Source organism: Paraburkholderia adhaesiva (genome assembly GCF_021390575.1).
Lineage (GTDB): Bacteria > Pseudomonadota > Gammaproteobacteria > Burkholderiales > Burkholderiaceae > Paraburkholderia > Paraburkholderia adhaesiva.
Window position 1 is genome coordinate 1,872,008 of record NZ_JAJEJQ010000001.1, and the last position, 25,769, is coordinate 1,897,776.

The following is a 25,769-nucleotide window of genomic DNA, read 5'->3' on the forward strand; positions in this document are numbered from 1 at the left end:
GGGGGCAGAAATGCAAAAACCCGCTGGCGCGGGTTTCGGGGAGCCGGGACAGATTTTGAGCATCCCGATTGAGGCCCATATTAGCCAGTTTCTGGTGAAAGTCAAAGATTGATAAATCGAGCCAATACGCATTGTTCTGTGACTATTTTTCAGACTTATGCGATTGCCTTTTTTAAGCAGTTAGAGAACGATCAAAAGATTTGGGGCGCGCTTTGTTGGCCCTTTCGCTGTAGTCATGCAAACCCGTGCCGATGGCGCGTTCATTCTAAGGAGCATTGCAAATGTCGGAACAGCAACAACGTAAGGGCGAGATGTACGCATTCGCAACCATTGGTGCGCGTACTGAGCGCGGCGGCTATGTGACCCGTGCAAGTTCTGATCTGGCCATCTGCGGGCTTGGAGTCGCACTTGTGGGAGATATCGTCACCTACCGGGATGGAAGCGAGGCGGCCATTATCGATGGCGCAGGGATACTGTTTGTCGATGATGGGAAATGTGGGGCGCTGGTCGGCAGTCATCTGAGCAACGGCGACAAAATTGTATTTTCCCCATGGGATGATGGGAAAGACGGCGTTTTTGTTGAAGACGGCCAGCGCCCCGCAGGGTTATTCGATCCGTCCTATGTTCCGCCGCTCGTCGAGCCTGGCTACCGGTTCGCAGTGTACGGCTCCACAACGGCACGCGGTGGCGTCCTGTGCGAACCAAACGGCGAATGGAGTGTTGACGGCAAGGCTACAAAAATTGGGCTGATTGGCGACCTCGTGCAGTATTCGGATGGCTCGACTGCACGAATCGCGAGCGGCCTTGTTCTTACCAATAATCCCGCTTACACCTCGTTCGCGTTCGTAGGTAGCGAACTGGACAATGGTGACACGATTACGGATAGTCCGCGTCGTCGAGCCGACGTGTCGCCCGAAACCTTTAGCATTGTCCGCCGTCAGACGAAAGCACTTGAAGGGGGTGCAGCATGATGCGCCGTGTCGCCGTTGTCGGCGACGAATTGACTAGCAAAGGTCACATTCTTCCTTATGAGCAGGCGCACGGTTGCTCGTTTCACGGGCATAAGGCGGCGCTTATTGGCGGCGAGGCTTACTGCGAAAAATGCAAGAGCATCGGCTGGATCGCCAAGGCGGGCGGTCCCTATCGTCCCAAATACGGAACAACGCGTGAAATCGCACTGGATGGCGATATCGTCCTTTGTCGGTGCCCGGTTCCGCCCCACATCATCGCAACGCTTTCCGGCGAGTCACGGAGTACGGATGAGAACCATGGGCTTTCAGCTCGTTCCTATCAGTCGGCTGATAACAATAGTGGTGAATTTCACGATGAAAAATTCCAATTATTGGATGGGAAGTCCGGTCAACCGCTTGGGCACGTAGAGTATGCAATTGTTCGCCAAACGGGAGCAATTGAACAGGGTGTTACTGATGCGGGCGGCTACACGCATCTTCTCTCCAGTACCCTGGAATCTGAAATGATCGACATCTATATGTAATTAATATGACAAAAACAATAACCTCCAGAACTGGAAAAGTGCTGAAACATGCGAAAACGCATGCAACCACACCTAAAAGCAATAGCAAACCTAAACACGTCTATTCTGCGGATTATCAAAAGACGCGATTACAGGAAGACGAAGCTTATCTGTCAAATTCCAACGTAAAAGCCTTTATTGATGCAATTGGAGACGCTGAAGGTGGAGATTATAATTTAAAATATGGAGGGATAAAGGGAAAGGCTCATGACAAATGGGCATTTACCGATTTTTCAACCCACCCGGGTGTGGGGTATGATGGCAAGACGACGGCGGCTGGAAGATATCAAATAAATAAAGAAACGTGGAGCGAAATAGGGGCAAAAGTTGGTCTGATTGATTTTAGTCCACACACTCAGGATATCCTTGCGGTGGAAATTCTTCGTACCATTGGAGTAATTGACACGATTCAATCGGGTGATATTAGCTCTGCGCTGTCTACCGCGTCCGGAAGGTGGGCTGCTCTCCCGCAGGGAAAAGGATTGGCTGGGCGATACAAGCAACCCTATGTAACTTATGAAAAATTCTCTTCGTCGTATCAAGGCTACGGTGGCAAAGTTAACTAGAATTTCAGGTGTCGCCATTCTCTTGCTAACGGCTACAATTGCAGTGCATGCAGAAAATTTGAAAATTGGAATGAATTTTCTGCAAGCGAGGAAATTGCTAATTCGCAATGGGTGGCATCCTGAAAAATCTCATCCTCCATATGGTGAGCGCTTGGGGGTGGAGAATCTTTTGATTAAAGAAGGGGTCACGGAAGTTGAAAATTGTGCAATGGATAGCGCTTTGTGCATTTTTCACTACAAGAAAAAAAATCGCTGCCTCGAAATTATCACTAAGGGGGAGATAGTGAAGTCAATGGAGATAAGCAGTTTTTCTCATTCGTGCCAACCCTAAATCTCACCGATATTCACTTACTTTACAAATGCTCTGTGAGTCGTTCCGCTTCGGCGGGGTTTTTCATTCGAACGTAGAGCGCCTAGCTATGGCGGGCGTTGAGTAGCATATCGTTTTGGGAAGCCAAGTGACTAGACGGATCAGCTTATCCTTTTGCTTCTTCCTGCTAGGCTTTGCAAGCCTTTGGATTGTGGCGGCTATCGACGCACAAATGTGCAACCATTTTCCTGCGTTGTGCCGTTCTAAACCGGGCGTTTGCACAGAGATAGACCATTGTGGCCTGTCCACGGTTAAGACTATTGGCCTGTTCGCGGTCATACTAGGTCCATCTGTTGTGTTTGCTGCTAGTGCGGCGTTCGCAAGCAAGCAAAAGAGAGGGCTAACGTTCTGGATTGTCTTGGCTGTTGCACTTGCGCTCGTACATTTGATCATTATGGAAGCTATGCGGTTTTTCTAAACGCGCGCTATTATGCAACGATCTATGCCCCGCTTCGGCGGGGCTTTTCATTCGAGCGTCAAGCGCGCCTGTTCCGGCGCATCGTTGGCGGGCGCGAACAGTACGCCCTAGCGGTGCGCTTGGGTATGTTGGTGAATCGTACATTTTGGATAGAACCTTGGGGCCGTAAGGAATCGAAAACTATGCTAAAACGCTTGCACGAATTATTCGGCGCTAAATCGGGGAAACCTTCCTCGTCGGCGGTTAAAGCACTGGAAGAATTTTTTGGTGAATCTTTTGAGGCGTTGCAAGCGACGTTTAGCAAGCCGATTGACCCTGATGTGTTGAAGAATTTACCAACGTATCCGAAGACGGTGTCGCAGGTAGAGAGCGGCCTGAATGCGGTTGTAATTCAATACCACACTTCGATTAACGCTTATGCGCGCTGTCTTGGTACCATTTCAGAAGGGTATGAGAAAGTAGCAGTTTTGCACTATCAGAAAAACAACCTCCACTCATTCGTCACATACAAAGATGAGTTAGGCGGCCGGAACATCTACATTCTCACTAACTCCTTGGAAGTTGCTTATAGATTGGCCGCGTTTAATTATGGACCATTGCCGCCATGGGAATTGTGGGCACACCTTGGTCCATTTCATTCATACCGACAAGGCCCGGAGGAATTCTGGTTTATCTATATGTGGGAGCCGTTTTGGTCGCGATTCACCGTAGAAGAGCAGGACCAATATTTCGCCGCGCATCGCGAAAAGAATAAGGAATATATATCTGATTCCGATTGGGAGGATTGGAAGTTGCGAATCACTTTCGGCGATAAGCGACGCGGCTATTAACCCAGCTCGCGCTTAGTTGCTTCGGCCTGTCGGAAGTGATTAGCCCCGCTTCGGCGGGGCTTTTCATTCGAGCGTCAAGCGCACCTGTTCCGGCGCATCGTTGGCGGGCGCGAACAGTACGCCCTGGCGGTGCGCATCATTGATACGCTCGCAAGCGTTATCGAAATGCACGGGGTCCAGTTCGATGCCGACGAAGCGCCGCCCGGTTTGCAGGCACGCTACGCCCGCTGTACCACTTCCCATGAACGGATCAACCACGACGCCACCGACCGGCACGACGCGCAGTAATGCGTGCAGCAGTTCGACCGGCTTCTGCGTGACGTGGACACGATCACGCGGCGCGGGGCACTCGTAGAAGCCCGGCAGAGCCATACCTGCAGGGTTCGCTGGCATCGCGCCCGCCGTACCCCATATCACGTACTCACACTGCGCCGTAAAGCGGCCTAGTTGCGGGCGTGCATCGGGCTTGCACCATGGCACGATGCCGCGCCATACCCATCCGCCCGCCTGCATGTAATCGGTGGACGCGGGCAGTTGCCGCCAGTCGGTGAAAAACATGCCAACCGCGCCGGGTCTGCACGCATGCAGCGCTGCCGCTGACCAGAGCGCGGCCCAATAACAGAATGCGCGCTGGTCGCGGTTATCGCCGCTGAAATCGGGCAGATTGCGGCCTGCTGAACTGCTGCTAACGTACTTGCTGCGCGTGTCGAGTACGCGGTCGGAGCGGAACTGTCCGCCCGATGAGTAAGGCGTATCGGTAAGAACTGAGTCGAAGCCGGAGCCCTCCAGATGCGGGAGTATGGCGAGCGCATCTCCACGATATAGGGTAGCCGGGCCGATGGTGACGGGCGTGTTCATGATTGCGCGCTAGAACGCCAGTGTTAGCTGTTTGTCTTCGAGATGTTCTCTCGTCTGGGAAATCTCATGCAACGCCGCGTCAAACGATAACTCTGCAAATGTCTTAGTCGTTTTCCCGTTGCGCGCGCGCCGCTCGCCAAGTTCATTCCAGCGTATGTGAATCGTCTGCCGCGAACGACTTGGCGGCAAGTAAGCGATCTTTTTAACGTCAAGCGCAACGAGTGCCAGCATGTCAAATTCATTTTCCCCATACGTGCGCCGTCCGTGCTTTCCGGCCCGGCGCACATTCCATTGATATGCAAACGGGCGGTGTGCATTCTGCGCGATTACTTTGGGTGCGCGCGTTGCCTTGACCTGAATTCTCACAAGCTGTCCGTGGATTTCCGCCGCCACGTCATAGGCGCAAATCTGGTCAGTAAGAAACGCCTTGTAACCGCTGAGCAACAAATCAGCACAAACGAGGTGTTCGGCAGCGTGGCCTGCAGCGAGGTCGGTAACAGGGCCGCTCACCGCTGCAATGCATGGTGTTTCAGGTAGATCGAGGCCGGATAGCTGCGGCAGCACCGCGAGCGCGTCCGCGTTATAGAGCGTCGCCGGGCCGATGACAACGGGCGCGCTTCCCATCGCGTCAGTCTCCACAGAAGCAGTCAACGAGTCGCGTTTCGTCGCCGTCTTCGAACGAAAGCGGAATCTGGCGGGCGTAGAAAAGCGCTTCGCGTTTCAGGTCGCGATATGGTGGCCGGTCGTTACGGAACGTCGCGCCATGTTCCGCGCTTTCCTGTTCGATCCACCAATCGGCCCGCCACGGTTCCGCCACAAGCGCGCGCACGATTTTGTGACGCGCTTTCAGAAAGCAGCAATCGCAATTGCCGAAGTCGCCTTGCGGGTCGAGCTGGAGATCGAAAGGCTGTGCGCGCCAGAATGAAAGCACGCCCGCTTTCGTGACGTTCGCACGCGCGAGCGGCAGCACGGGCACGCCGTTAGAGTTGTCCCGCGCCGGGTCCATCATGCGCGCCACGCGTCGCGGTTCGTCGGCGCGTATTCCCATTACGCTGTCCCACTCTTCAAAGCCCTTGTCGTGCATATAGGCGCTACTGGCACGCATCTTCAGATTGATCGTGCAAAGGCGCGCTGCCGGATTAGGGAGCATGTTTGTTGCGCGCGTGAGTGCCGCGAACGGCTCGCCATGCCGTGCGGCCGTTTCGAACGTGACAAGCTGGTAAGTGCAAAAGCGTTGCGCGCGGCCTTCGACAAAGCCCGTCCATTCGATCCACGCTACGGGCACGCGCCAGCGTTGCGCGCATTCATCCACGAACGCGAGCGTTTCTTCGCGTTCCTTGCCCGTGTTCTGGAACACGACGAAGCAATCGGCGGGCAAGCCGTCATTTGCGCACAGGATTTCATGGAGCATGTATGCGCTGGTACGGCCGCCACTGAAACAGACCTGTGCCGGGCCGTGAATAACGTAAGGCGCGAGTGCGGCAGGCATGGCGCGTTACTCTGTGCCGAATACCTGTGCGAAGACGAGCGCGAGGTCTTCGCCCCTGACCGGCCGCCGCCCGTACCACGTTTCCGCCCGTCGCGCGCAATCATCCGCACGCGAGCGCCACGCGCCGCCGCGGCGGATCGCTTCGGCGTGAACGAGTTCGCCGAGCGTGACACCGCGCGGCACGACGCCCGCATGGGCTTTCGTTCGATCGTTCATGGTGTTTCCCGTTCATGGTCCGCGCCGGGCACGAAGCCCGGATCGGGGCGCAGCGCATCGAGCAGCGCGCCACGCGCGGTAATCGCGATGATTCGCAGCGCTTCGGCGCGGTCGTGCGAATGCGCGTGCGTTTCGGCGGTCGCGCGTATCGTGTCGAGCGCCTGATGTGCCCGTGCCAGGTTGTACAGTGCGGCGGCGCGTGCGTCCTCAGCTTCGCGGATGCGCTGTTCGCGATGGCGCGCGTTCATTGCGTGCCCCCGGCCGCGAGCTGGAGCGCGCGCATGTCGCGCGCGTCTTCGTTCGCGGCTTCGCCGTCTTCGTCACGATTTCGCAGTACGGCCCATGCCTGCGCCACGACGCGCGGCACCTGGCCGTTACCAAGGGCGCGGATGCGGCTTACGCGGTGCGGTATCTTCATTTGCGTCAGGCGCGGCACGAATCCGGGCGCGTGGGCGTCCCGCGTGGCCGGGTCGATGCCGAACCACGGATCAGGCACGCGGGCGGCGCGTGGCGCATTCTGACGCGTCCACGCGTCGAAATGCGCGGCATCGAGCGGCGCAAGGTCCGACCATCCCACGGGCCAGCCCATCAGCCATTCGACCCAGGCCGGATTGAGCGGGCCATCGACAACGGCGTTAAGCGGCTTCGTGTTGCGCACATGCTGCGAAGGGCCGCCGTTGTTTTCGGCGTCCTGGCATGTCGGCGTCGGCCACGTCCGCACGGCCGCGGGCAATCCGTTTCGCGGATTTGTCACGTCGAAATCGCCGCGCTTCTCTGCGTCATTCGCGCGGGGCGTCGGAAAGCGCACCGCAAGATTGAGCGGCATGTAGCCCCACGCATAGGGGCCGCTTCGGCTTCTGCTGTCGTCACAGGTTGGCGTCGGCCACAGATGCAATGCGAGCGCTTCAATCAGGTTGCCGCCGTCGCGCGCTTTCGCGGGCGTCACGACGCCGCCTTTGTTGCCGAGCGTTGCGGTCGGCGTCGGCCAGTGCTTCACGCGCGCGGAGAGCTTATCCGCACTTCGCTTGTTGCAGCCCTCGAAGGTTCGCGCAAACGCATCGTCGGAAACCGGCGTCGGCCATAGCGCCGCATGTCTCACCTGGTCGGCCAGATTGATTTGATGCCCGGCGTCCGCGCGTGTCAAGGCCCGGTCGGCGTCCGCATAGTCGCCACCACCCTTAGTCCTCGAACATGGCGTGCGCCAGTATCCATATTCGCTCGCGTAGGTGCGGCGCACCGCAACCGGCAGCGGATAGCACGCCCCAGCGTGCATCCATCCCCATCGCGGCCAGGTCGGCAAGCACGCGTCCGAGTCCCCGAACAGTGAGCATTGGGCTGTTCTCCACGAGCACGAAACGCGGTCGAATCTCGCGAACGATGCGCGCCATTTCCCGCCACAGGCCCGATTGCTCGCCGTCGATTCCGGCACCGCCCCCGGCGATGCTAACGTCCTGGCACGGAAAGCCGCCTGATACCACGTCAACAAGGCCGCGCCATGCGCATCCGTCAAACTGGCGCACGTCATCAAATATCGGGAACGGTTCGAGCGTCCCGTCGTTCTGTCGTGCGAGTAAAACAGATCGGGCGTAGGCGTCGAGTTCAACGGCACAGACGATTCGATGCCCGGCGAGGATTGCGCCGAGCACGCCGCCGCCGGCACCGGCAAACAGGACAAGTTCGCGCATGGTTCGCCCCCCTGGCGCGCGAAGGCTTCGAGCATGGCGCGCGAAAAATACCACGTCATACGGCCCCCGGCGTCGTTTCAAAGGCAAGCGCCGCCTGTTCCGGCGTCAGCGGCTCCACCACGATTTCGGCGCGCGGATACAGACGGTCAAACGCTTTCGTGATGTGCTTTTCGTACACCTGGCGATCGTTGGCATAGATGCCACGGCGCACGCATTCCCGCACATCGCGCCCGTTGCGATGCACCGTGACATAGCGCGATTGCAGTACGTCGAGAATCACGCTTTCATCGAGGTCCGGGCGTTCGCTCGCGTAGAAAATCCGCATCGTCACGCGCACCGGGCCGAGCAGTTCGACGCGCGCGACGGCCGGAATCTGCAAAAGCGCGGTGCGTTCGTATTGCCGCGCCTTGTCCGACTTGATGAACATCGGACGCGAGCGCGGCCGGTCCTCTTCGTCGCGCCAACGCTTCGTGACGAGTTCTCGCGAATTGCTCTTGCTCGCCGGTTCCCCGCGGATCACGAAGCGGATTTCGCCGCCTTCGTATTCGCGCGCGTGCAACAGTGCGGGCGTCGGCGCGTTCACTTCCAGCCCCGCAACGCGTCGGCGCGCGCTTCGGCTTCCCATTGGTCCGTGAGCGCATCCAGGAACGCGGAAAGCGCTTGCGGTCGGCCACTGTCGAAACAGGGATCGTCACCGGCCAGCCAGTTCAGATACTTTGCGACGCCTTGCACGCGCCCGCGCCGTTCGCGGTGCATCGAGCAGATCACGGCGGCCGGATCATGCTGCAAACGCTGTTGCGCAAGGCGTTCTGCATGCCGGTATATCTGGCCGTGCAGGTCGTGCGCGAAGTCCTGCGCACGCAATGCGTGCCAGTCGCACCACATGAGACCTTCGCCGCGCAGAATCGCGCGTAGCACGAACTGTTCACCGCGCGAGCGCGCGCCTTCGTTAAACTGGATCATGGATTGCCTCTCTTTCGATAACAGGTTCGTCGTCTTCGCCCGGCTCGCGGGACGGTAGCTTTTCGCCACGCGTGCGCAACGCCGCTTCAAAGACGGCGCGATACTTCGCGCGCAGTTCCGCCGTGCCTTGCGCGTAGAACGCGCGACCCGCAGGCGAAACCATCGCATCGATCGAAACGCGCCGCGTTTCATACGTCAGCGGTGCGCCGTTGCGTCCACAGCCGCGTAGCATCATGTCGAAAGCCCATTGCGGCGACGGCTTGCGATGCCGGATCGCGTCGATCGCTTCGTGAATACGCTGCAGGTTCGCTTCCACGACTTCGGGCGAGGCGCGCGTCAGCGCGTCGAGCTTCGGCGCGGCAGTCGCTACGCGCTGCGCGCGCGACTCGCGGCACAGTTCAAGGAATTCCGGCAGCATCGGCGGATGCGTCACGCCGTCGAGCGCTTCGAGGCCCGCGCGCAGCGCTTCGGGCGAAAGACCGCGCAGGCGCTGCGACCATGCGCGCTTGAGGTCGTCGCTGTCCACATCGCGCCACATCGCCAGAAAACGCGAACCGTAGAGCGTCAGCATGTGGCGGAACAGCCATTCGCCGCGCGTTTCAGTGCCGTCTGTCGGGCACATGGTGCACATCCTCCGGGGCCAGGTCGATCACATCGGGCGGCGGCTCCCACGGGTCGCGCCCGGTCAGCGTTGTCACCATCGCGCGGTTACGCGCTTCGCGCACGTCGCGTGGCGAAAGGGCAAACGGCGGAGGCCCGTGTGTATCGCGGCTCAAGTTTTCGAGCCAATGCGCCTCAAAGCCGCCCCAGCCTTTTTCGCAACAGATGCGCAGTACGTCCGGCAGTGGCAAGCCGGTTTTTTCGACTTCGCGCAGTACCCCCGCCATGGCGGTGCGCGTCGCCGTAAGATGCTTCCCTTTGCGCACTGCGAGCCAATCGGCCGCGAGGTCATCGGCTACCCCAAGCGAACGCAGATACGTGCCCGCGTCGAAGCGCGGCGCGCTTACTGCGCGCGGAACGCGAGCAGTGCTTTTGTTTTTGACTTTGGTTTTAATGTTTCTGGTTTTATCCTTTTCCTCTTCCATCAGGGAGCGCTCCATGACTACTCCATGAGTACTCTGTGAGTTTTCACCGTTCTCGGCGGCAGGCGAATTTCCGTCATTGCCTGTGCTCGCGGGCTTTTCGGCCGTATCTGGCGGTTTTGGATACGCCGCGCGTGACGGGCGGCTTATGACCTGATGGGCGCGAAATCCGACGATATGCAGATACCGTCTGCAACTCACTGAGTACTCAATGAGCAATCCGTGAGTAATGAGCGCGCACACAAGCGGCTCCACGTCGATGTCGTCGGCAGGAAAAATCTGCAACTTCAGCCTTTCTGCGTCGCGTGGCAGGTTGCCGTTGTCATCGGCGAAATTCCATGTGCCGATGAACAGCAAACGCGCGGGAATCGGGACATGCACGATTTGCGGGCTTGTCCAGAATGCCGGTTTGATGCTGCGAATGCGAGGCATGTTCACACCCTTCCTCATTTCACATATAAGCGAAGAACGTTCTTTGTGAAGCACGCGCGCGCTTGCGGTTCTTCAACATCAACGGAGGTCAATTCTTTGATCGCACGCGTGAACGCATCCAGCGCTTGGTCCCATTCTTCCGCTGCCAACTTCGCCGCTTCCGTGCAGAGACATTGGCGAAATGCTCGTTCCAGCTTGTCGAAATGATCTTTGGTCATACCGACGCATCGTGCTTCGAAGTAAAGAAGTTCGCCAATTGTCGGCCCCCCGTCGTGGATCGCTTCGTGGCACGACTCGCAGAGCGTGACGAGCAACCACGGCGGATAGGCCCAGGGCGGCACGCCGCGGAGATAGCGCACATGGTGGACATTCAGCGTCGATTCGTTATCGCCGCATTCGACGCATGCGAAGCCGTCGCGCTCCATGATTTCCAGGCGCTTGCGTTGCCAGCGCGGGTCTTTGTACTGCCGGGCGTAGTCATCATTCATCGTCGCTCCTTATGTAGCGCGTGAACGCGTCAACCGTTGCGGCTCGCCCTGGCGGCAAGCCGACAAACAGGTGTGTTCAGACTTACAGCGGCGTAAGCGCTTTTCACGTTTTTTCGCCCCTTATGCAGAGCGTGAAAACGCGCGCAAAACCGGCCGCACGACCGGCAGAGATCGCGGTGCGCAAGTCACCGTGACGCGCAGCGTGAGGCACGCGAGCGTCGAGCCGCGCGCCCGCAATGGCGGATAGCCGCGCCATGCTGTGCGCCCGTCGCCGGGCCTTGAACCTTCGCGCGTGCTTTTCATGATCGCCACCGCAAGCCGCTTTAATTGCCGGCTTTAAACCTTATACCGTCGCGTGACTAATGCAAGTCACCGGATCGCGCTAAAAGTCCAGTGCAGTCCAGTGCGGTCCAGTGCAGTCCAATTCAAAAAATATTTTTTCAGGTCCAATACAAGCCAGGGATTTACCCTTGATTTCGGGTTTGCGTTTGCGGAAAGTGCGCGGAATTGTTTGTCACGAAATCCAGGACAAAAAATTCGCGCACGCTCGCTGCCTGAATCGCGCTTCTGTCATGCCATAGCGCGATTTTTGCGTGCTCAAAACACCGAATTGTTTGTCCTGGAATCGGTGACAAACAATTCGATGTTGCAGTGCGTTTTGTCATGGAGCTAATTATTTTTGGCCGTTGAAAATTGCGCAACGCAGCTTATTCTTCGTCTTCGTTGAGGCCGGAAATTCGCTAAAAAATCCCGATCCGCCTTTACCGATGATCTAGCCGTCTATTTAAAGTCGGCATTGCGCGGCAATCCTGAAACCGGATGCCGCGAGGGGTTTAAAGATGCATATAAGCCGCCGCTATCCACACCGCACGCCCGGCGCGACTTCCTATGAAGAGGAAACAGCCGCGACCGCCTTGTATGAGGCATTGCGCCACCTGGCCGAATTCTGCGCAACGCACGATCCGGCGCGCGTCGCGGCGGCCTTCGATCCGCAAGAGCGCGTGGCGCTGCACCGGTTTATCAGCACGTCCGGCGCGTGGTTGCGCGACTTTGCCGCGCGTCTGCCGGCATAACAGGGAGGCGATATGCGGATCACGATCGAGGCAACCGACGATGTTGAGGAACTGACACGCGCGCGCGTGCTGATTGAGGCGATGATCGCCGGGCGTGGCGCGAGCGTCGAGGCAAGCGCGCCGATCCAGACGCTTGCGCTTTCGCTGCGTGCGCATAACTCGCTTGCGGCCGGGAACGTTTTCACGATTGGCGAGCTTTGCCGATGCACGCGTAACGAACTGTTGCGCATGCCGAATCTTGGGCGCAAGTCCCTGAGCGAGATTACCGAAGCGCTTTCGGCGCGCGGTCTGAGGCTCGCCGACGAAGCCGGGGGCGATGATGAATGACGCGCGCGAAGCATGGCTCGCCGAGCGGCGCACGGGCGTAGGTGGTAGCGATGCGCCAATTGCGTGCGGTCTGCATCCGTATGTGTCGGCGCGCGAACTGTATTACGACAAGACGGGCGAAGCCGTCTTCGAGCGCGAAGACACGGAACGCATGTTGATGGGCCGCGCGCTGGAAGACACTATCGCCGACGTGTTCGCGGAACGCTACGGCGTGCGCCTGCGTCGGCATGCGATGCGACGGCATCCCCGTTACCCGTGGATGATCGGCAATCCAGACCGCCTCATAGAAGGCGCGCGCATTGGTCTGGAAATCAAGAACGTGGATGCGCTCGCGTATCGCTTCGGCGATTGGGGCGAACCGGATACGGACGAAATACCGGAGCCGTACCTGTTGCAATGCCTGCATTACGCCATCCTGTTCGATTACCCGCAATGGCATCTCGCGGCCCTGGTCGGCGGCAACACGTTAAAGCGCTACATCGTGCGGCGTGAGCCTGAACTGGAAGCGCTGTTGATCGATGGCGAACATGAATTCTGGCAATGCGTCGAGCGTCGCGAGCCGCCCGACATTGACTTCGAGCGGCCCGGCGCACTGGCGCTTGTCAAGCGCCTTTATCCGGGCACGAACGGCGAAACGGTCACGTTACCGGACGATATCGACCACTGGCAGTTCGTCTACCGGCAATCGGACGAACTGGCGAAGCGCTACGCCGCGAGCGCTGAAAAGGCCAAGGCACACATTCTTGACGTGATGGGCGAAGCGTCCATCGCCCGCGTACCAGGCGGCGGCGAATGGCGGCGCAAACGCGTCAATAACCCCGGCTCAGTCACGCAGCCATACAGCTATATCGACTTCCGCTTTTCGGAGAAAGGGGGCAGGCAATGAACGATGTACAGGTCGCAAACCCGTTTGGCAGCAACGATGCGCCACATACCGGCGCGGTTGTCGCGGTCGAGCAATCCAAGGCCATTGCCGAAGTCCAGGCCGCGTTGCTGATTGCGCGTTCGCATCCACGCGACCCGCGCCGCGCGATGGACCGGATTATCAAAGACTGCATGCGCGCATCGCTGGCCGAAGAGGCGACTTACAAATACCCACGCGGCGAAAAGGAAATCATCGGCGCGTCGATCCGGCTTGCGGAAACGATCGCGAAGCGATGGGGAAACATGGAGGCAGGAATAAAGGAACTGAGCCGCGCCAATGGTGTATCGGAGTGCATGGCGTATGCGTGGGACTACGAGACGAACTATCGCGACGTGCGCACGTTCACCGTGCGTCACTGGCGCGATACGCGCGAAGGCGGCTATGCCCTGAAAGACGAACGGGATATTTACGAAATGGTCGCCAACGTGGGCGCGCGGCGCAAGCGTGCATGCATTCTCGCCCTGATTGACGGCGATGTGGTAGACGCGGCGATGGAACAGTGCCGCGTCACAAAGGAAGCGAACGTCGAAATCAACGACGAGCGCATCGAAAAATTGCTGTCGAGCTTCGAAGAGTACGGCGTGACCAAGGAAATGATAGAGCGGCGCATCGAACGGCATATCGACCAGGTTACGCCCGCCATGTGGTTATCGCTGCGCGAGATTTACAACGCGCTCAAAGATGGCATGAGCGCGCCCGCCGAATGGTTCGATATGCCCGCGGACGATCCGGCCGCCAACGTCGCCGCCCGCGCGGGCAAATCGCGGACAGCGGCCGTCAAGTCGCGCATGCAGGCGAAGCGGCGGCGCGGCCAGGACAAGCCCGCGGGCGATGCGCCCACGGATCAGGATACGCCGCCCGATGGCGGCCCCGATCGGGGAGAAAGCGCCGAAGGCGGCGAAGCTGCGCCGACCTATGCAGATATCGCGGATGCAATGCATAAGGCCGCGACGCTGGACGCGCTGAATGTTGCGGCGGATCTCGCCCGCCGTCTTGGCGATGAAACGCAGCGCAACGAGCTTGAAGCGCTCTTCAAGTCGCGCGCTGCGGAACTGGACAAAGGAGGTTCCAGCAATGGGTTATCTGAATGAGTCTTTCGGGCGCGTCGAGCGCGTCATGTCGATCATGCAAATGTGCGACGAACAGCAGGACTGGTTGCGCACGGGCTTTTACCTGGGCGCGAAAATATTTTTCGAGGCGGCGTGCAAGTCGTCCGAAATGGACGACGCGCCGGGGCGTGCATTGCTTGATGGTTGCCGCGCTGATATTGACGCCTACGACGCCAGGATCATGCAAAAGGCGCTGTCGATTCTGGAGAAGACGCAATGATCGAATTTGCACGGCAACCGGTTAAGGTCGCGCATATCAATGTGCGCCCCGAGCACCACGGCGACGAAGAGGTTATCGCCGTCGATCTAAAACTCGCCTTCGAACTGCCGAGTGTGTCACTGGACGGCCTTAGCCCGTCCCTGCGCACTTCGCTGTTCAAGACGCCCGACAATCCGACCGCCTGGGATGATATGGGCCTGGCGCTTCCTACGTCTGTGCGTAATCCGCGCCTTGGCGTGCTGAAGTGGTCGCAGACCTGGCGCGAAATGCACCTGGCCTTGCACGCGGGCGAAACGCCAGGCGACGATATCCGCTTCGATGGCGTCACCTTCTGCAAGGTCACAATGCGCCCGCGCGAAGGCGGCACCGTGGCCTATACCGCGTGCGCCCAGGTGCATCCGCGCACGGACGGCGAGACGGCAAAGCTGGTCACGCTTTTGAAGCTGAAACACGAAATACCCGGCACGCTGGACGCGAGCAAGGAAACAGACGAAAGCGCAGCGGGAAAGTAACCCACGATTGCGGCACGACACCGGGCCGCGCGTGGCGTGCGTGCGTCCGGTTGCGCCTCTGGAGAAAGCATGAGTCCTGGTTTCCGCGCCGACCTGTTCCCGCCCGCTATCACGCCGCCCGCCAAAACGACCGCGAGAGGCGAGCCGCCAATGACGGTTGACGAATTCTGCGCACGCTACGCCCTGAGCCGGTCGCACTATTACGACCTGAAAAAACGGGGACTCACGCCCGACGAATTGCGCGTGGGCCGCAAGGCACTGATAACGGCCGCCAGTGCGCGCGCATGGGAGCGGCGGATCGCCCAAGAGCAAAAAGCCGCACGGACACGGATGAACGCGCAAGACGAATAGAGTCCGGGCGGGGTTAAAATTGGACCTCCAAACGAGGAGATCCTTTCATGACGGACCAGAGCCGGTCGCAACACGTTCTGGAGCTTGCACGCGAGCTTCTTGACGATATCGAGTTAGGACGTGCAGAAGGTGAGCGCCTGATTTTGAAGGCGTCTCGCCTAGCGCGCTGGGTTGGGAGCGACGAAGTTCGCGCTTGGTTAAAGCTGGAGATGGGAGGTTATTACAATAATGATCCAGTTTCGCTCAAGTATATGGGTCTCACCGGACGCTGGATAGACCGCGAGAAGAAAACTGGATATTGGGGGCCGCTTGCGCAGCAGGAAGCATTGATTGCTGCACAAAGAGCAAAGCTTGCAACGCTACGGACACCAGATATCAGCGGCGATTACGCCAATCTCGCCATCATGAACGTAATGAAGGAGATGACCGCCTGTACTGCATTAATACAGACGATTAGCGGCATAAAAAGCCGAGTATTGGGCTTGCTCCACAACTTTGTCAGCGAAATCTACTACGCGAAGGAATTCGATAACCTGACGGAGACAATTTTCGAAAGATATCAACGCGACGTTGATACGCTCCTCGTTCAGCACTGCGGCGATGTCCTCGAAAAAATCCCTTCCGTTATGGATCGACTTTCTGCCGGTGATAACGAGGCCGTTTCGCAAGCGCTTTCGACTTGTCGGCGAATTATCGAATCGTTTGCTGATTCGATCCTCCCACCGAGTGACGAGACAGCAGAAGTTAACGGAAACACTCTAAAACTTGACGCGTCAAAGCACCAGAATCGAATCAATGTGTATGTCAATATGAGAACCGATAGCCAATCCCGGAAGCAGAAAATTAGGCAGAATTTATCAAATCTTTTTGATCGCGTTTCATCCGGTGTCCACAAGGATGTCAGCGCAGAAGAAGCGCGTTCTCTTTTCCTTAATACATATCTCTTCTTAGGTGAAATTCTGCATTTGGGAAAGACAACCGGTTGAATATAAGGGTTGTGGCGTGGACAACTATATGAAGCCCGCCAGATGGCGGGCTTTCTCTTAGATGCACAGGTGTTATGCTGCCAGGAGCGGCGCGGGCGCAATCTGTAGAATGTTCGGCCCCGAGAGTTGCAGCGCGGCCACTGCGCGCAATTTGCTTTCCGGCGCAAGGTGCGCGTAACGCTGCGTCATTTCCAGCGTGGCATGGCCCAGGAGTTCACGCACCACGTTAAGGTCAACGCCCGATTGCACGAGCCACGACGCGAACGTATGGCGCATGTCGTGCCACCGGAAGTCTTCGATACGCGCCGCTTTCAGGACGGATGCGAACGACTTTTTCATGTCCTGGATTGGCTCGCCCGTTTCGCCCGCGAAGACGTACTCGCTATCAGGGTGCGCCAGGGGCTTCCACGTTACCAGTACGTCATGGAGCGCGGCATTGATCGGAATATGCCTTTGCTTGCCGGACTTCGCGTGTTCGTCGCGCACCGTAATGAAGTGGTGCGCGAAGTCCACGTCCGACCATCGAAGGTTGAATAGTTCGCCCTTGCGTAACCCGGTCATGATGGAAACGAGCACGGCCGGGCGCAAGGCGTCCACGAATTCCGCGTTGCGTAGACACGGCAATTGCGGCATGCGACGGCGGCGGCGGTGGTCGTTGGTGCGGTCGCGCGCGTCGCGCATTTCGTTTTCCCGCGCGACCAGGGCGGCATAGAACCGGCGCGCTTCGTCCGGTAATGCCCCCGCAAATCCATCGTCGGGAGAAGTAGAATTTTCTCGTTAAGAGGGAGTTCTGCAGATGAAGAAGTCGAGATTCACGGACAGCCAGATACTGGAGGCGCTCAAGCGCGCGGAGGCCGGACTGGCGGTGCCGGAGCTGTGCCGGGAGCTGGGCATCAGTTCGGCGACGTTTTATAAATGGCGCTCGAAGTACGGCGGCATGGACGCGTCGATGATGTCGCGCATGAAGGAACTGGAGGCGGAGAATGCCCGGCTTCGCAAGATGTACATCGAGGAGAAGCTCAAGGCTGAGATTGCCTCGGAGGCACTGCAAAAAAAGTTCTGAAGCCATCTCGTCGGCGCGAGATGGCAAAGCGGGTTGTGCAACAGCGGCGCGTGTCAATTCGTGTGGCGTGCGCGGCGTTTGGCATCAGCGAGTCGTGCTACCGGTACGAGGCGAAGTTGAACACGGAGAACGAAGAGATTGCCAACTGGCTGCTGCGTATCACGGGTTGCCATCGCAACTGGGGTTTTCTGCTGTGCTACTTCTACCTGCGTAACGTGAAGGGATTCGGCTGGAACCATAAGCGCATTTACCGGATTTACCGCGAGCTGGAGCTGAACCTGCGCATCAAGCCGAAAAAGCGGCTGGTGCGGGAAACGCCGCAGCCGCTATCGGTACCGGAGGCCATCAATGAAGTGTGGTCGATGGACTTCATGCATGACCAGCTGGTTGACGGGCGCAGTATCCGGACGCTGAACGTGATTGATGATTTCAACCGCGAGGCGCTGGGCATCGAGGTGGATTTCTCGTTGCCATCCGAGCGGGTGATTCGCACGCTGAAGCAGCATATGGAATGGCGAGGCAAGCCGAAGGTCATCCGGTGCGACAACGGCCCGGAATATCTGAGCGCGGCCATCGTGACGTGGACGCAGAAGCAAGGCATCCGGTTGGAATACATCGAGCCGGGCAAGCCGCAGCAGAATGCGTATATCGAACGGTTCAACCGGACTGCTCGGTACGAATGGTTGTCGCAGTATCTGTGGGAAGACCTGGAGCAGGTTCGCGAAGCGGCGGCCGACTGGATGTGGATTTACAATCACGAGCGCCCGAATATGGCATTGGGCGGTTTTACCCCGAAGCAGCGGCTGGCCATGGCCGCTTAGTTTCTACTTCTGCCCACCGTGGAAAACGGGGGCATTACCGTCCGGCGTCAGGTATCGGACGATGCCCGAGGGTTCCGGCAGCATGCGGATTTTCTTCATCGGATGCGCCGCGAGGATTTCGCAGTCTACGGCATAGGTGAGCAGACCTTGCAGGGCGGTAAGTTTCTTGTTCGTGGTTGCGCGCGCCAGTCCCTTGTTCAGTTGCGCCGAGCGCCACGCTTCGAGCAGGGCGGCCGTGATATGGTCGAGCGGCAAGTCGAGCATATCGGGGAACGATTGTTCGATCAGGCGCGCGTTAGCGTCGCCGTGCGCCGCCGTCTTGCAGTAGGTGCGCAATTGGGCCTTGTAGCGGTCCCTGAGAAAGTCCCCCAGGGTCGGAACCGTGCCCGCCGCCTTCGTCAGTTCTGTGCGCTTCGCCTTGCGCACCGCGGCGGCCGTGAGGGAGTCGCCCTTGCGGTCGAGGATTTCGGCTTCGCGGCGGGCGGCGTCGCGCGCTTCGCCGGGATTCATGGCGGGCCACCGGCCGACCGTAAGCCGTCCCATTGTGCCGTCCGGCTTTGTCCACCGGTAGGTGTAGGAGGCAAGCCCCGCGGGCGTCACCTTGACGCGAAAGCCCCGCATTTCCGTATCGGCAAATTCCTGGTATGCGCCGGTTGCGCGAATGTCACGCATGAAGGCGCGGTCGATCGTGAAACGCTGATGTTTTGTACCCATTTAGCTGTCCGGTAGAGGTTGGCAGCAGCACGGCCGTTAGGGCAAATCTAGGGCAATTCTTGCCCTGGACTGCACTGGACCGCACTGGACTCCACTGGACACAAAAAAGTCGCAAACCCTTGAAAAATATAGGTGTTTGGACTGCACTGGACCGCACTGGACTGACAGAATCGGACTCATAACCCGAAGGTCGTAGGTTCAAATCCTACCCCCGCAACCAGGCAAATCAAGGGCTTACAGCGCATTGGCGTGTAAGCCCCTTTGCTTTTCCGGCTCCGTGTAACCTGGGTGTAACCGGTGTACCGGCACGCCGGTTACAGGTCAATCCAACGCGGGTCAGACGTTCTCCCCATCGAACAAGCCGAATTGGCCGTTGGCTCGTTTCTTTTCAAAGCGCTTCTTTCGTCCCTGAGGCGTCTCTCGAATCTCGCCACTTCCTTCAATTTTGTCGAGCACGGTGGTAACGCGGTAGCCCGTTACCTTGGCATTGCCAAACTCGTCGAGCTTGCGCTCACTTTCCAGCACACACCGGATTGAGTCTCCATGCTGAAAACTGACCTGACTATGCAAGACCTCGTCCTTGTATGTCTTGTCATCCATGATGAACGAAATCACCTGGTCGTTCCATCGGCCTTTCCACTGTATGTTCCCGTGAGTTATGACGGGCGCCACGATTTCTATGACGGCGTCTGTGACGTCAGGCGCCAGCTTGTCGCTCTGCAGCACGAAACTCGAAAAATCCGCCCGGTGAACTATTTGCTCATCTAACGCCGGCCCGTCCTCTGGGAACCACCGGAAGCCAGCCGCCGTTACCGCGCTGTAGGAGATAAGTTGCCTGTAAAAATTTGAACGTCGCCGGTTGACTTTCGGGTCCGTTTGCAGGCTCAAGTGTTTAAAATTGTCACCTCCGTATGGATTCGGCGACAGCAATTGTTCGGGTTGAACCAGTGGAGGCACGTAGACTAACGACGCAGGGGATTTTTTGGCCGTTGCGTCGGGCAGCGAGGGACGGCTGGTCTTTGGAGTGTTCGCACTCAATTCGCGCTGAAGTTTTTTGACCTCCAGTTCAGATCGAAGGTTTTCTATTTTTGAGTGTTCAATGGCGAGTCGGTTGATCTCCAACTGCTGCCTCTCTAACTCCGGGTTGGGTTTGGGCGCGGCCGACCAGATGTGTACTGATATGTCCAGAATCGCACAAAAAATGGCTGTAAATGCTGGTACTGACAGAGCCCGGTTGTCCTTGTGAACCAGGACTCTCCAGATGTCACGGAATCCACCGTCTGCTGAAACGCTGGCCTCAAATTGAAGCTCCGCCCCCAAACGTTGCGCGACATACGAGACCGTGGCCAAAAATTCCGCTTCGCATCGGTTTCTGATGAACGCATCCATGGAGTGTGCGCCATCCTTCAAGTAGTAATGCGCCTCAAGGCGCGCGGCATTCTCCACTTCGACTTCTCCTTATCCGAAGCGCGACGGTGCCAAACCGTTCGCGCCGATAGCCGCGCCCGGATCAGCCCCCGGCCAGCTTGCCCGTCGCCTCGTACCGCCCGCGTTTCCAGCCATTCCTGGCCCTGGTCTGGTTGAGAATCGCGCACTGCGGACACCAGCTCCCCTTTATCACGCTGGCAGGAACGGCCTCCCACTCGTGACCCTTTGCGCAGCGCCAGCGCAGTTTCGTCTCGTTGTTGACATAGCGTTCGGACAGGCACTCGCCCGTGCGCAATGGCCTGCATGTCCCCAATCTTCAGCCGCATCTTTTCGAAGGCGCACTGCGGGCACCACGGGCCGCTGGTTCGAAGGCCCGCAGGCGCGGCCTCCCATACGTGACCTTCGGCGCACTGCCAGCGCAGCTTTGTCGCTGTGTTGCGATATTCCGTAGACAGGCACTGTCCACCACGCGCCTGCGCCATCGCGTGCATGTCCGCGATGGACAGACGCACGCCCTGCCTGCCTTTCTGAATCGTCACGCCCAGGCCATCCCCCATCAGGCCGAACAACCCGCGCCGGGACTCGCCTTGACGTGATTCCTGCCACACGGGCACAGCACCTGGTCATCGTCGAGCACGCTCGCGCGACCGTCCTCGCTCATGTTCGTTCCTGTACCCTCTATCGGATACTCGCCAAGACAGTTGCCGCACGTCGCCATTTCCCGGTCGAGCGCAATGCGCCGCTCGCCGTCGAACAACGTGGATGCCTTCGCGATCACGTGTCCGCCCGTCGTCGTTGGATCACCGTTACACACTGCTGCCTTGCTCATGCGATGTCCCTCGTCAGTTGGTTTTCACCGGGACAATCAAAGGCGTGCGGGGAAGCGGGGGCGCGTCCCGATAATCAAAACGGGCTTCCCATTGCCGCGTTCCGTCGCTGTCGGCATGAGGCGCACCCGGCACATTGGTCTGCAAGTCCTGGGGATCAGGATTACGCAAAACACGAAGTACACTGTTGACGACCAGGTACGGCTCAGACCAGTCCTCTTCCGGCGCACCCAGCCAAGGGAAATCTCCTGCCCGGATGAGCAGGCACTTCCCGATCCGTTCGATGTTGATATCCGGCCGCGCGAGTTCGGCCCGCACCTTTTCCTCACCACCGAGACGGTCCACAAACAGGTCGCCAATCAGCGTGTACCAGTTCACGCCCTTGATGAAACCATAGCTTCTCACTTTCGCACCGGGACGAAGATCGTCATAGATGGCGGTATCCCGTCCCTCCGAATTCTCCTCGTACGACATCGTTTGATACGCATCGCCCTGCGTGAACGCGTAGCTGTCAATTTCCAGCCCCCTGAACCGCTGCGCCATCGCCCATTCCTGCGACAGGTAGGAATGGAAGTCGTACGGCAGGATGGGCGACAGGCCACCATAGCCGCCGCATACAGGAAGCTTTTCGCAGACGAACCGCAGGAAGGCTTCGTATTGCTTGACGCCCTCCGGCATGCTGACGAAATCCATCGGCATCCAGAATTTCAGGTAGGACATTTCCCGGTCGGTTCCCTTCTTGTGAATGAGACCGGAATAAGGGCTTTGGTAGTCGTCGGCCAATGCGCTGCTGGTCAGCGTCTCGATCTGATAAGCCGCTGCGGCGTCCGGGTCGGCCTGACTGGACAGTACCGCCTCTACGGCTTCGTAGGGTGGCGTCTCGACAATGGCGCGACGGATCGACACGATCCCGGCAGGTGTCCTGCGGCCAAAGTTGCCCGTTCCCTCCGGCCCCCGGCCACCCTTGAGGTATTCGCCAAACAGTTCCGCGAAGCGGTCGAAGCAGGCCAGAATGCCCTGGCGGACTTCCAGCGTCGAACCACCCCGGAAAAGCACCGTGCCGATCACACCAGGCAGCACCACAAGCCGCCCCTTCCTGTCATGCAGGCACAGTTCCTCACGATAGCGCTTCAGGGCTTCTTCCGGGGTAAGTATCAGTGTTGACGCTTGTGAACTCATCATCGTTTGAAGGAACTTAAACTCAACACACGTGGACAGCATCCTATCCACGACGCAGATACCAGATGACCTCGCCCAGGTTGTTGAATTTTGGCCCCGGCATCGGCTCTCCTTTACGCATCTGCACCTTGTTCTTGACAATCGGGCTGAACCACTCACCATCAGCCGGACAGGCTTCACCCGGCGTGGCCCGCAAAACCGTCACGCGCGGTGGCTCGACCGCCGGTTGCTGAACCGGTTCAACGGCGGGTTGTGCCGCGTACTCATCTATCGTCTCATCGACCTTGTGAAACCCGAGCTGATCCGGATAGGGTGGCCAGATACCCGGTGCATCGAAACGTTGCGACCACAGTTCTGCGGTGCGCTCGTTAAAACGGATTTCTCCTGTCATCGAACCTGTATGGAAAGCACGTAATGGAGTAACCCGCATCGGCCTGAGCGTATCGCTGACGGCCTTGTACAGTGGCGGGATGCCGTCAGGCACCGGCCCCAGCGTCGGCTGGTCGCCCGCCTGCACAATCCACGTTCGCCCTGCTTTCCATATCCGGATACCGGGCGTCGCCTCCAGCGTTTTCCATTGTTCCTGCGTCACCGTCGAAGGAAAGGCGTCGTCAAACATCGTCAGCCAGTTCGTACCCTTCAGATGCCGTTGCAGATCATCGGTCAGAGCGAATCCACTTGCTGCGGCGTCCAGCCCAAAATATCGCTGCAATAAATCGAACTCACCCGTTTGCGCTTCCCCCTTGGTAAGCGGCAGCAATGACGCCAGACCTGCAATGCCATTCCATGGATTCAACTGCTCGCAGCAGAACCGGATGAAATCAGTAAAAAGCCGCGGATTGCCTTGCGGTCCGTAGACCGCTTCGACCGGCATCGCGAAATTCAGCCATGTGAGCCGGTTGCGTGTCCGGACCTGCCACTCACGCGCCGTCAAAACCACTAGATAACAGTCGCTGGCTTCCTCCCACGACGAGCCTCCGGAAATCCTCCAGGACAGCAAGTCGTCAGGGTCCATCGTCGCGATATAGCTCCGCAGGGAAGCAATATTGTTATCAGGTACGACTTCCCGATTTTCGGATTCAGCATCCTCCATGGGCATAACCCATTTGAGGCGTGGGCCGAATAACTCCTGAAACCGCTCGAAGCACCGGACAATGGCTTCGCGAACCGGCTGGGTCTCACCACCCCAGAAATAAAACGTCCCCGACAGCCCTACACACACCATCACATCCATCCCGTCTTCCGATGTGTACGTAAGGTCGTTGCGGTATTTTTCGTATTGCGTCCAGGTATCCATATCCGTGTCTCTCGGTCGGTGTATATCAAGCCCCTAGGGCGGAAAGAACGATTATCAGAAGGATCAGCAGTCCGCTCGCTGTCGTGCCAGTGGCGACCTGATTCTGGTTGAACGAGGAAGTGCCTCTCTCCAACTCATCTGCCATGGGCCTGACACTGTACGACGGTGCGGGATTCTGCCAGGACGGTTCCAGCATACGCCTGACCTCCGCCGTCCTGTCCGGCGCAACCGCCTTGCTCGGCAGTCTCGCACCCTGCGGGACCTTCTCGGGTTCTCCGCACGGCTTGCACGCACAGATCGACGGCGATAGCTCCTTGACACGATCATAGCCACCCGCGATTGCCGCGTAGTCTCTCTCTTGGTCCTCTAGCTGAAATGAATTTTTCTTGCGCCACCGGTCTCCCGCGAACTTGATTTCCACCACGAACGCGATGTTGGGCTGGCTCAGGTCGAAGTTGTGCATGTCCTTTACGATGATGACATCCGGAATACGTAGCAGTCCCCTCTGCGCACGCCCCGTCAGTTTCGCCAAAGCGATTGCTGCGTCCAGCGCGGACGTATCGGAACCCGCCGGAAACATGAGCGGCTGATTCTTCACTAGCGAGGCCATGATCGGCGAAGGGGGCGAATTGATCATGTTGTAGCCAACTTCACCCTTGTATTTCCATACCTGCTCTTTGTAGTGGTCTAATGAATCCGGACACTGATTTAGGCGAGAATGGTCGCCATGAAGAGGTGTCTGATGAGCAAGCAACGACGTACGTTTTCCCCGGAGTTCAAACAGCAAGCCGCCTGTCTGGTGCTCGACCAGGGCTATAGCCATATGGAGGCAAGCCGCTCGGTCGGTGTCGGCGAGACGGTGCTGCGTCGCTGGGTGCAGCAACTTCAGATGGAACGCCAGGGCGTCACGCCGCAGGGCAAGGCAATCACGCCGGATCAACAGCGTATTCAGGAACTCGAGGCGCGTATCGAACGCCTCGAGCGTGAGAAGGCCATTTTAAAAAAGGCTACCGCGCTCTTGATGTCGGAAGGCATCGAACGTACGAAGTAATTGATCAGATTGGCGCAAGCGAATCGGTCGAACTGATCTGCGCGGTATTCGACGTATCGCGATCCTGCCTGTATGCGTACCGGGAGCGCGCCCAGCGCGTTGACGCCGAGCGCATGGCACTGCGTAGCCGGGTACACGAGCTGTTCGTCGAGAGTCGAAGCTCTGCCGGCAGCCGCAGCATCATGGGCATGATGCGCGAAGAAGGTACGGTGATTGGCCGCTTCAAGGTCAGCCGCCTGATGGAAGAACTCGGGCTTATCTGCAAGCAGCCGGGTCGCCATGCCTACAAGCAGGCCACGGTCGAGCGGATCGATATCCCGAATCATCTCAATCGTGAATTCGAGGTTGGTACGCCGAATCAGATCTGGTGTGGTGACATCACCTATGTCTGGGCGCAGGGCCGTTGGCATTATCTGGCCGTAGTGCTCGACCTGTTCACGCGTCGGGTTGTTGGCTGGGCGTTCTCGACACGCCCGGATGCCGATCTGGTCGTGCAGGCGTTGGAGATGGCCTATGAGCAGCGTGGTCGTCCGCAAGGCTTGCTGTTCCACTCGGATCAAGGCGGCCAGTATGCAAGCCGGAAATTCCGTCAGCGCCTGTGGCGCTATCGGATTCAGCAGAGCATGAGCCGTCGTGGAAATTGCTGGGACAACTCCCCGATGGAAAGGCTGTTCCGCAGCTTCAAGACGGAATGGCTGCCGTCAGTGGGGTACACGTCGACGCAGGAAGCACACCGGGATATCAGCCACTACCTGATGCACCGTTACAACTGGATACGGCCGCATCAGTTCAATGACGGACTGGCGCCGGCTGTTGCGGAAGAAAAACTTAACGCAGTGTCCGGGATTAGTTGACCACTACATTCATCATGAGCAACACTACCGAAGACAACTGCGTCAACTTGTTTAGGGATCGCTTTCATGTCCTTCGTTGCACCCATCATCATCAGCCATTC

Annotated in this window: 35 protein-coding genes and 1 tRNA gene; 16 read left to right on the forward strand and 20 right to left on the reverse strand. The window is 58.4% G+C overall.

Annotation, left to right across the window (positions count from 1 at the left end; all coding sequences use genetic code 11):
* Positions 1 to 281 precede the first annotated feature (281 nt).
* From L0U80_RS08460 to L0U80_RS08480, 5 genes are all read left to right on the forward strand, one after another.
* Entirely contained in the window at positions 282 to 971 is a 690-nt protein-coding gene (locus tag L0U80_RS08460) for a PAAR domain-containing protein (RefSeq protein ID WP_233863502.1), read from the forward strand.
* The gene (locus tag L0U80_RS08465; RefSeq protein ID WP_233863503.1) at positions 968 to 1,495 is read left to right on the forward strand and encodes a PAAR domain-containing protein; all 528 of its coding nucleotides are present in this window, start codon (positions 968 to 970) and stop codon (positions 1,493 to 1,495) included. The genes L0U80_RS08460 and L0U80_RS08465 overlap by 4 nt, the downstream gene beginning before the upstream one ends.
* A gap of 5 nt (positions 1,496 to 1,500) precedes the next feature.
* Complete coding sequence (locus tag L0U80_RS08470) at positions 1,501 to 2,100, forward strand: lysozyme family protein (protein WP_233863504.1); 600 nt, start codon at positions 1,501 to 1,503, stop codon at positions 2,098 to 2,100.
* On the forward strand, positions 2,084 to 2,431 hold the full coding sequence (locus L0U80_RS08475; protein ID WP_233863505.1) for a hypothetical protein: 348 nt from the start codon (positions 2,084 to 2,086) through the stop codon (positions 2,429 to 2,431). The genes L0U80_RS08470 and L0U80_RS08475 overlap by 17 nt, the downstream gene beginning before the upstream one ends.
* 639 nt (positions 2,432 to 3,070) lie before the next feature.
* On the forward strand, positions 3,071 to 3,718 hold the full coding sequence (locus L0U80_RS08480) for a hypothetical protein (protein ID WP_233863506.1): 648 nt from the start codon (positions 3,071 to 3,073) through the stop codon (positions 3,716 to 3,718).
* Between the two features lie 63 nt (positions 3,719 to 3,781).
* On the opposite strand, the gene L0U80_RS08485 is transcribed toward L0U80_RS08480, so the two are convergent.
* The 12 genes from L0U80_RS08485 to L0U80_RS08540 form a co-directional block, all read right to left on the reverse strand.
* Complete coding sequence (locus L0U80_RS08485; protein ID WP_233863507.1) at positions 3,782 to 4,576, reverse strand: DNA-methyltransferase; 795 nt, start codon at positions 4,574 to 4,576, stop codon at positions 3,782 to 3,784.
* Between the two features lie 9 nt (positions 4,577 to 4,585).
* On the reverse strand, positions 4,586 to 5,200 hold the full coding sequence (locus L0U80_RS08490; RefSeq protein ID WP_233863508.1) for a group I intron-associated PD-(D/E)XK endonuclease: 615 nt from the start codon (positions 5,198 to 5,200) through the stop codon (positions 4,586 to 4,588).
* Positions 5,201 to 5,204: 4 nt separating this feature from the next.
* Positions 5,205 to 5,987, reverse strand: coding sequence for an adenine nucleotide alpha hydrolase family protein (locus L0U80_RS08495; RefSeq protein ID WP_233863509.1), 783 nt, complete (start codon positions 5,985 to 5,987; stop codon positions 5,205 to 5,207).
* Between the two features lie 84 nt (positions 5,988 to 6,071).
* Positions 6,072 to 6,281 (reverse strand): hypothetical protein, encoded by a 210-nt coding sequence (locus L0U80_RS08500; protein WP_233863510.1) that lies wholly within the window; start codon positions 6,279 to 6,281, stop codon positions 6,072 to 6,074.
* Entirely contained in the window at positions 6,278 to 6,529 is a 252-nt protein-coding gene (locus L0U80_RS08505; protein WP_233863511.1) for a hypothetical protein, read from the reverse strand. Before L0U80_RS08505 ends, L0U80_RS08500 begins: the two co-directional genes overlap by 4 nt.
* A complete protein-coding gene (locus L0U80_RS08510; protein ID WP_233863512.1) occupies positions 6,526 to 7,425 on the reverse strand; it encodes a hypothetical protein in 900 nt (299 codons plus the stop codon). Before L0U80_RS08510 ends, L0U80_RS08505 begins: the two co-directional genes overlap by 4 nt.
* 34 nt (positions 7,426 to 7,459) lie before the next feature.
* Entirely contained in the window at positions 7,460 to 7,966 is a 507-nt protein-coding gene (locus L0U80_RS08515; RefSeq protein WP_233863513.1) for a DNA cytosine methyltransferase, read from the reverse strand.
* A gap of 55 nt (positions 7,967 to 8,021) precedes the next feature.
* Entirely contained in the window at positions 8,022 to 8,549 is a 528-nt protein-coding gene (locus L0U80_RS08520) for a hypothetical protein (protein ID WP_233863514.1), read from the reverse strand.
* On the reverse strand, positions 8,546 to 8,929 hold the full coding sequence (locus L0U80_RS08525) for a DnaB-like helicase N-terminal domain-containing protein (protein WP_233863515.1): 384 nt from the start codon (positions 8,927 to 8,929) through the stop codon (positions 8,546 to 8,548). Before L0U80_RS08525 ends, L0U80_RS08520 begins: the two co-directional genes overlap by 4 nt.
* Positions 8,916 to 9,551 (reverse strand): hypothetical protein, encoded by a 636-nt coding sequence (locus tag L0U80_RS08530; RefSeq protein WP_233863516.1) that lies wholly within the window; start codon positions 9,549 to 9,551, stop codon positions 8,916 to 8,918. Before L0U80_RS08530 ends, L0U80_RS08525 begins: the two co-directional genes overlap by 14 nt.
* Positions 9,529 to 10,443 (reverse strand): hypothetical protein, encoded by a 915-nt coding sequence (locus L0U80_RS08535; RefSeq protein WP_233863517.1) that lies wholly within the window; start codon positions 10,441 to 10,443, stop codon positions 9,529 to 9,531. Before L0U80_RS08535 ends, L0U80_RS08530 begins: the two co-directional genes overlap by 23 nt.
* A gap of 14 nt (positions 10,444 to 10,457) precedes the next feature.
* The gene (locus L0U80_RS08540) at positions 10,458 to 10,931 is read right to left on the reverse strand and encodes an HNH endonuclease (RefSeq protein WP_233863518.1); all 474 of its coding nucleotides are present in this window, start codon (positions 10,929 to 10,931) and stop codon (positions 10,458 to 10,460) included.
* Between the two features lie 839 nt (positions 10,932 to 11,770).
* Between L0U80_RS08540 and L0U80_RS08545 the strand changes: the two genes are divergently transcribed.
* From L0U80_RS08545 to L0U80_RS08580, 8 genes are all read left to right on the forward strand, one after another.
* Entirely contained in the window at positions 11,771 to 12,004 is a 234-nt protein-coding gene (locus L0U80_RS08545; RefSeq protein ID WP_233863519.1) for a hypothetical protein, read from the forward strand.
* Between the two features lie 12 nt (positions 12,005 to 12,016).
* The gene (locus tag L0U80_RS08550; protein WP_233863520.1) at positions 12,017 to 12,331 is read left to right on the forward strand and encodes a DNA-directed RNA polymerase subunit alpha C-terminal domain-containing protein; all 315 of its coding nucleotides are present in this window, start codon (positions 12,017 to 12,019) and stop codon (positions 12,329 to 12,331) included.
* Positions 12,321 to 13,217: a YqaJ viral recombinase family nuclease gene (locus L0U80_RS08555; RefSeq protein ID WP_233863521.1), complete on the forward strand. Its 897-nt coding sequence runs from the start codon at positions 12,321 to 12,323 to the stop codon at positions 13,215 to 13,217. Before L0U80_RS08550 ends, L0U80_RS08555 begins: the two co-directional genes overlap by 11 nt.
* Positions 13,214 to 14,347 carry a hypothetical protein gene (locus L0U80_RS08560; protein WP_233863522.1) on the forward strand — a complete coding sequence of 378 codons (1,134 nt, stop codon included), beginning with the start codon at positions 13,214 to 13,216 and terminating at the stop codon, positions 14,345 to 14,347. Before L0U80_RS08555 ends, L0U80_RS08560 begins: the two co-directional genes overlap by 4 nt.
* Positions 14,331 to 14,585, forward strand: a complete 255-nt coding sequence (locus L0U80_RS08565) for a hypothetical protein (protein WP_233863523.1) — start codon at positions 14,331 to 14,333, stop codon at positions 14,583 to 14,585. Before L0U80_RS08560 ends, L0U80_RS08565 begins: the two co-directional genes overlap by 17 nt.
* A complete protein-coding gene (locus L0U80_RS08570) occupies positions 14,582 to 15,097 on the forward strand; it encodes a hypothetical protein (RefSeq protein WP_233863524.1) in 516 nt (171 codons plus the stop codon). The genes L0U80_RS08565 and L0U80_RS08570 overlap by 4 nt, the downstream gene beginning before the upstream one ends.
* Before the next feature lie 150 nt (positions 15,098 to 15,247).
* A complete protein-coding gene (locus L0U80_RS08575) occupies positions 15,248 to 15,448 on the forward strand; it encodes a hypothetical protein (RefSeq protein ID WP_233863525.1) in 201 nt (66 codons plus the stop codon).
* A 47-nt stretch (positions 15,449 to 15,495) separates the two neighbouring features.
* Positions 15,496 to 16,434, forward strand: a complete 939-nt coding sequence (locus L0U80_RS08580) for an AbiTii domain-containing protein (protein ID WP_233863526.1) — start codon at positions 15,496 to 15,498, stop codon at positions 16,432 to 16,434.
* A 72-nt stretch (positions 16,435 to 16,506) separates the two neighbouring features.
* Here L0U80_RS08580 and L0U80_RS08585 read toward each other — a convergent pair whose 3' ends face one another.
* Positions 16,507 to 17,115 (reverse strand): tyrosine-type recombinase/integrase, encoded by a 609-nt coding sequence (locus tag L0U80_RS08585; protein ID WP_233863527.1) that lies wholly within the window; start codon positions 17,113 to 17,115, stop codon positions 16,507 to 16,509.
* A 115-nt stretch (positions 17,116 to 17,230) separates the two neighbouring features.
* On the opposite strand from L0U80_RS08585, the gene L0U80_RS08590 reads away from it, so the two are divergent.
* A protein-coding gene (locus tag L0U80_RS08590; protein WP_233862864.1) for an IS3 family transposase occupies positions 17,231 to 18,318 on the forward strand; the annotation gives its coding sequence in 2 pieces (ribosomal slippage) (positions 17,231 to 17,480 and positions 17,480 to 18,318; 1,089 coding nt in all).
* A gap of 3 nt (positions 18,319 to 18,321) precedes the next feature.
* Here the strand turns inward: L0U80_RS08590 and L0U80_RS08595 are convergent.
* Complete coding sequence (locus L0U80_RS08595) at positions 18,322 to 19,032, reverse strand: site-specific integrase family protein (protein ID WP_233863528.1); 711 nt, start codon at positions 19,030 to 19,032, stop codon at positions 18,322 to 18,324.
* Positions 19,033 to 19,184: 152 nt separating this feature from the next.
* Between L0U80_RS08595 and L0U80_RS08600 the strand changes: the two genes are divergently transcribed.
* Positions 19,185 to 19,252, forward strand: a tRNA-Leu gene (locus tag L0U80_RS08600).
* Between the two features lie 116 nt (positions 19,253 to 19,368).
* On the opposite strand, the gene L0U80_RS08605 is transcribed toward L0U80_RS08600, so the two are convergent.
* The 6 genes from L0U80_RS08605 to L0U80_RS08625 all read right to left on the reverse strand — a co-directional run bounded on the left by L0U80_RS08605 (position 19,369) and on the right by L0U80_RS08625 (position 24,400).
* Positions 19,369 to 20,478, reverse strand: a complete 1,110-nt coding sequence (locus tag L0U80_RS08605) for a hypothetical protein (RefSeq protein ID WP_233863529.1) — start codon at positions 20,476 to 20,478, stop codon at positions 19,369 to 19,371.
* A 64-nt stretch (positions 20,479 to 20,542) separates the two neighbouring features.
* Positions 20,543 to 20,773 (reverse strand): zinc-ribbon domain-containing protein, encoded by a 231-nt coding sequence (locus tag L0U80_RS31800; protein ID WP_373322126.1) that lies wholly within the window; start codon positions 20,771 to 20,773, stop codon positions 20,543 to 20,545.
* A 243-nt stretch (positions 20,774 to 21,016) separates the two neighbouring features.
* Positions 21,017 to 21,289 (reverse strand): PAAR domain-containing protein, encoded by a 273-nt coding sequence (locus tag L0U80_RS08610; RefSeq protein WP_233863530.1) that lies wholly within the window; start codon positions 21,287 to 21,289, stop codon positions 21,017 to 21,019.
* A gap of 13 nt (positions 21,290 to 21,302) precedes the next feature.
* Positions 21,303 to 22,508, reverse strand: coding sequence for a type VI immunity family protein (locus tag L0U80_RS08615; protein WP_233865788.1), 1,206 nt, complete (start codon positions 22,506 to 22,508; stop codon positions 21,303 to 21,305).
* Between the two features lies 1 nt (position 22,509).
* Complete coding sequence (locus tag L0U80_RS08620) at positions 22,510 to 23,763, reverse strand: type VI immunity family protein (RefSeq protein ID WP_233863531.1); 1,254 nt, start codon at positions 23,761 to 23,763, stop codon at positions 22,510 to 22,512.
* A gap of 25 nt (positions 23,764 to 23,788) precedes the next feature.
* A complete protein-coding gene (locus L0U80_RS08625; RefSeq protein ID WP_233863532.1) occupies positions 23,789 to 24,400 on the reverse strand; it encodes a VRR-NUC domain-containing protein in 612 nt (203 codons plus the stop codon).
* A 105-nt stretch (positions 24,401 to 24,505) separates the two neighbouring features.
* On the opposite strand from L0U80_RS08625, the gene L0U80_RS08630 reads away from it, so the two are divergent.
* Positions 24,506 to 25,668 (forward strand): IS3 family transposase gene (locus L0U80_RS08630; RefSeq protein WP_233862016.1). Its coding sequence is split into 2 segments (ribosomal slippage): positions 24,506 to 24,761 and positions 24,761 to 25,668, totalling 1,164 coding nucleotides; the frame shifts between segments, so codons are not numbered across the junction.
* The last annotated feature ends 101 nt before the right edge of the window (positions 25,669 to 25,769 follow it).

What these genes read in the sequence shown, in the direction of transcription:
- L0U80_RS08460 (WP_233863502.1), top strand. Translation starts at nt 282, where the DNA reads ATGTCGGAACAGCAACAACGTAAGGGCGAGATGTACGCATTCGCAACC.
- L0U80_RS08465 (WP_233863503.1), top strand. Translation starts at nt 968, where the DNA reads ATGATGCGCCGTGTCGCCGTTGTCGGCGACGAATTGACTAGCAAAGGT.
- L0U80_RS08470 (WP_233863504.1), top strand. Translation starts at nt 1,501, where the DNA reads ATGACAAAAACAATAACCTCCAGAACTGGAAAAGTGCTGAAACATGCG.
- L0U80_RS08480 (WP_233863506.1), top strand. Translation starts at nt 3,071, where the DNA reads ATGCTAAAACGCTTGCACGAATTATTCGGCGCTAAATCGGGGAAACCT.
- L0U80_RS08485 (WP_233863507.1), bottom strand. Translation starts at nt 4,576, where the DNA reads ATGAACACGCCCGTCACCATCGGCCCGGCTACCCTATATCGTGGAGAT.
- L0U80_RS08490 (WP_233863508.1), bottom strand. Translation starts at nt 5,200, where the DNA reads ATGGGAAGCGCGCCCGTTGTCATCGGCCCGGCGACGCTCTATAACGCG.
- L0U80_RS08495 (WP_233863509.1), bottom strand. Translation starts at nt 5,987, where the DNA reads ATGCTCCATGAAATCCTGTGCGCAAATGACGGCTTGCCCGCCGATTGC.
- L0U80_RS08500 (WP_233863510.1), bottom strand. Translation starts at nt 6,281, where the DNA reads ATGAACGATCGAACGAAAGCCCATGCGGGCGTCGTGCCGCGCGGTGTC.
- L0U80_RS08505 (WP_233863511.1), bottom strand. Translation starts at nt 6,529, where the DNA reads ATGAACGCGCGCCATCGCGAACAGCGCATCCGCGAAGCTGAGGACGCA.
- L0U80_RS08515 (WP_233863513.1), bottom strand. Translation starts at nt 7,966, where the DNA reads ATGCGCGAACTTGTCCTGTTTGCCGGTGCCGGCGGCGGCGTGCTCGGC.
- L0U80_RS08525 (WP_233863515.1), bottom strand. Translation starts at nt 8,929, where the DNA reads ATGATCCAGTTTAACGAAGGCGCGCGCTCGCGCGGTGAACAGTTCGTG.
- L0U80_RS08530 (WP_233863516.1), bottom strand. Translation starts at nt 9,551, where the DNA reads ATGTGCCCGACAGACGGCACTGAAACGCGCGGCGAATGGCTGTTCCGC.
- L0U80_RS08535 (WP_233863517.1), bottom strand. Translation starts at nt 10,443, where the DNA reads ATGCCTCGCATTCGCAGCATCAAACCGGCATTCTGGACAAGCCCGCAA.
- L0U80_RS08540 (WP_233863518.1), bottom strand. Translation starts at nt 10,931, where the DNA reads ATGAATGATGACTACGCCCGGCAGTACAAAGACCCGCGCTGGCAACGC.
- L0U80_RS08545 (WP_233863519.1), top strand. Translation starts at nt 11,771, where the DNA reads ATGCATATAAGCCGCCGCTATCCACACCGCACGCCCGGCGCGACTTCC.
- L0U80_RS08550 (WP_233863520.1), top strand. Translation starts at nt 12,017, where the DNA reads ATGCGGATCACGATCGAGGCAACCGACGATGTTGAGGAACTGACACGC.
- L0U80_RS08555 (WP_233863521.1), top strand. Translation starts at nt 12,321, where the DNA reads ATGATGAATGACGCGCGCGAAGCATGGCTCGCCGAGCGGCGCACGGGC.
- L0U80_RS08560 (WP_233863522.1), top strand. Translation starts at nt 13,214, where the DNA reads ATGAACGATGTACAGGTCGCAAACCCGTTTGGCAGCAACGATGCGCCA.
- L0U80_RS08565 (WP_233863523.1), top strand. Translation starts at nt 14,331, where the DNA reads ATGGGTTATCTGAATGAGTCTTTCGGGCGCGTCGAGCGCGTCATGTCG.
- L0U80_RS08570 (WP_233863524.1), top strand. Translation starts at nt 14,582, where the DNA reads ATGATCGAATTTGCACGGCAACCGGTTAAGGTCGCGCATATCAATGTG.
- L0U80_RS08575 (WP_233863525.1), top strand. Translation starts at nt 15,248, where the DNA reads ATGACGGTTGACGAATTCTGCGCACGCTACGCCCTGAGCCGGTCGCAC.
- L0U80_RS08580 (WP_233863526.1), top strand. Translation starts at nt 15,496, where the DNA reads ATGACGGACCAGAGCCGGTCGCAACACGTTCTGGAGCTTGCACGCGAG.
- L0U80_RS08585 (WP_233863527.1), bottom strand. Translation starts at nt 17,115, where the DNA reads ATGCGCGACGCGCGCGACCGCACCAACGACCACCGCCGCCGCCGTCGC.
- L0U80_RS08595 (WP_233863528.1), bottom strand. Translation starts at nt 19,032, where the DNA reads ATGGGTACAAAACATCAGCGTTTCACGATCGACCGCGCCTTCATGCGT.
- L0U80_RS08610 (WP_233863530.1), bottom strand. Translation starts at nt 21,289, where the DNA reads ATGAGCAAGGCAGCAGTGTGTAACGGTGATCCAACGACGACGGGCGGA.
- L0U80_RS08615 (WP_233865788.1), bottom strand. Translation starts at nt 22,508, where the DNA reads ATGCTGTCCACGTGTGTTGAGTTTAAGTTCCTTCAAACGATGATGAGT.
- L0U80_RS08620 (WP_233863531.1), bottom strand. Translation starts at nt 23,763, where the DNA reads ATGGATACCTGGACGCAATACGAAAAATACCGCAACGACCTTACGTAC.
- L0U80_RS08625 (WP_233863532.1), bottom strand. Translation starts at nt 24,400, where the DNA reads ATGATCAATTCGCCCCCTTCGCCGATCATGGCCTCGCTAGTGAAGAAT.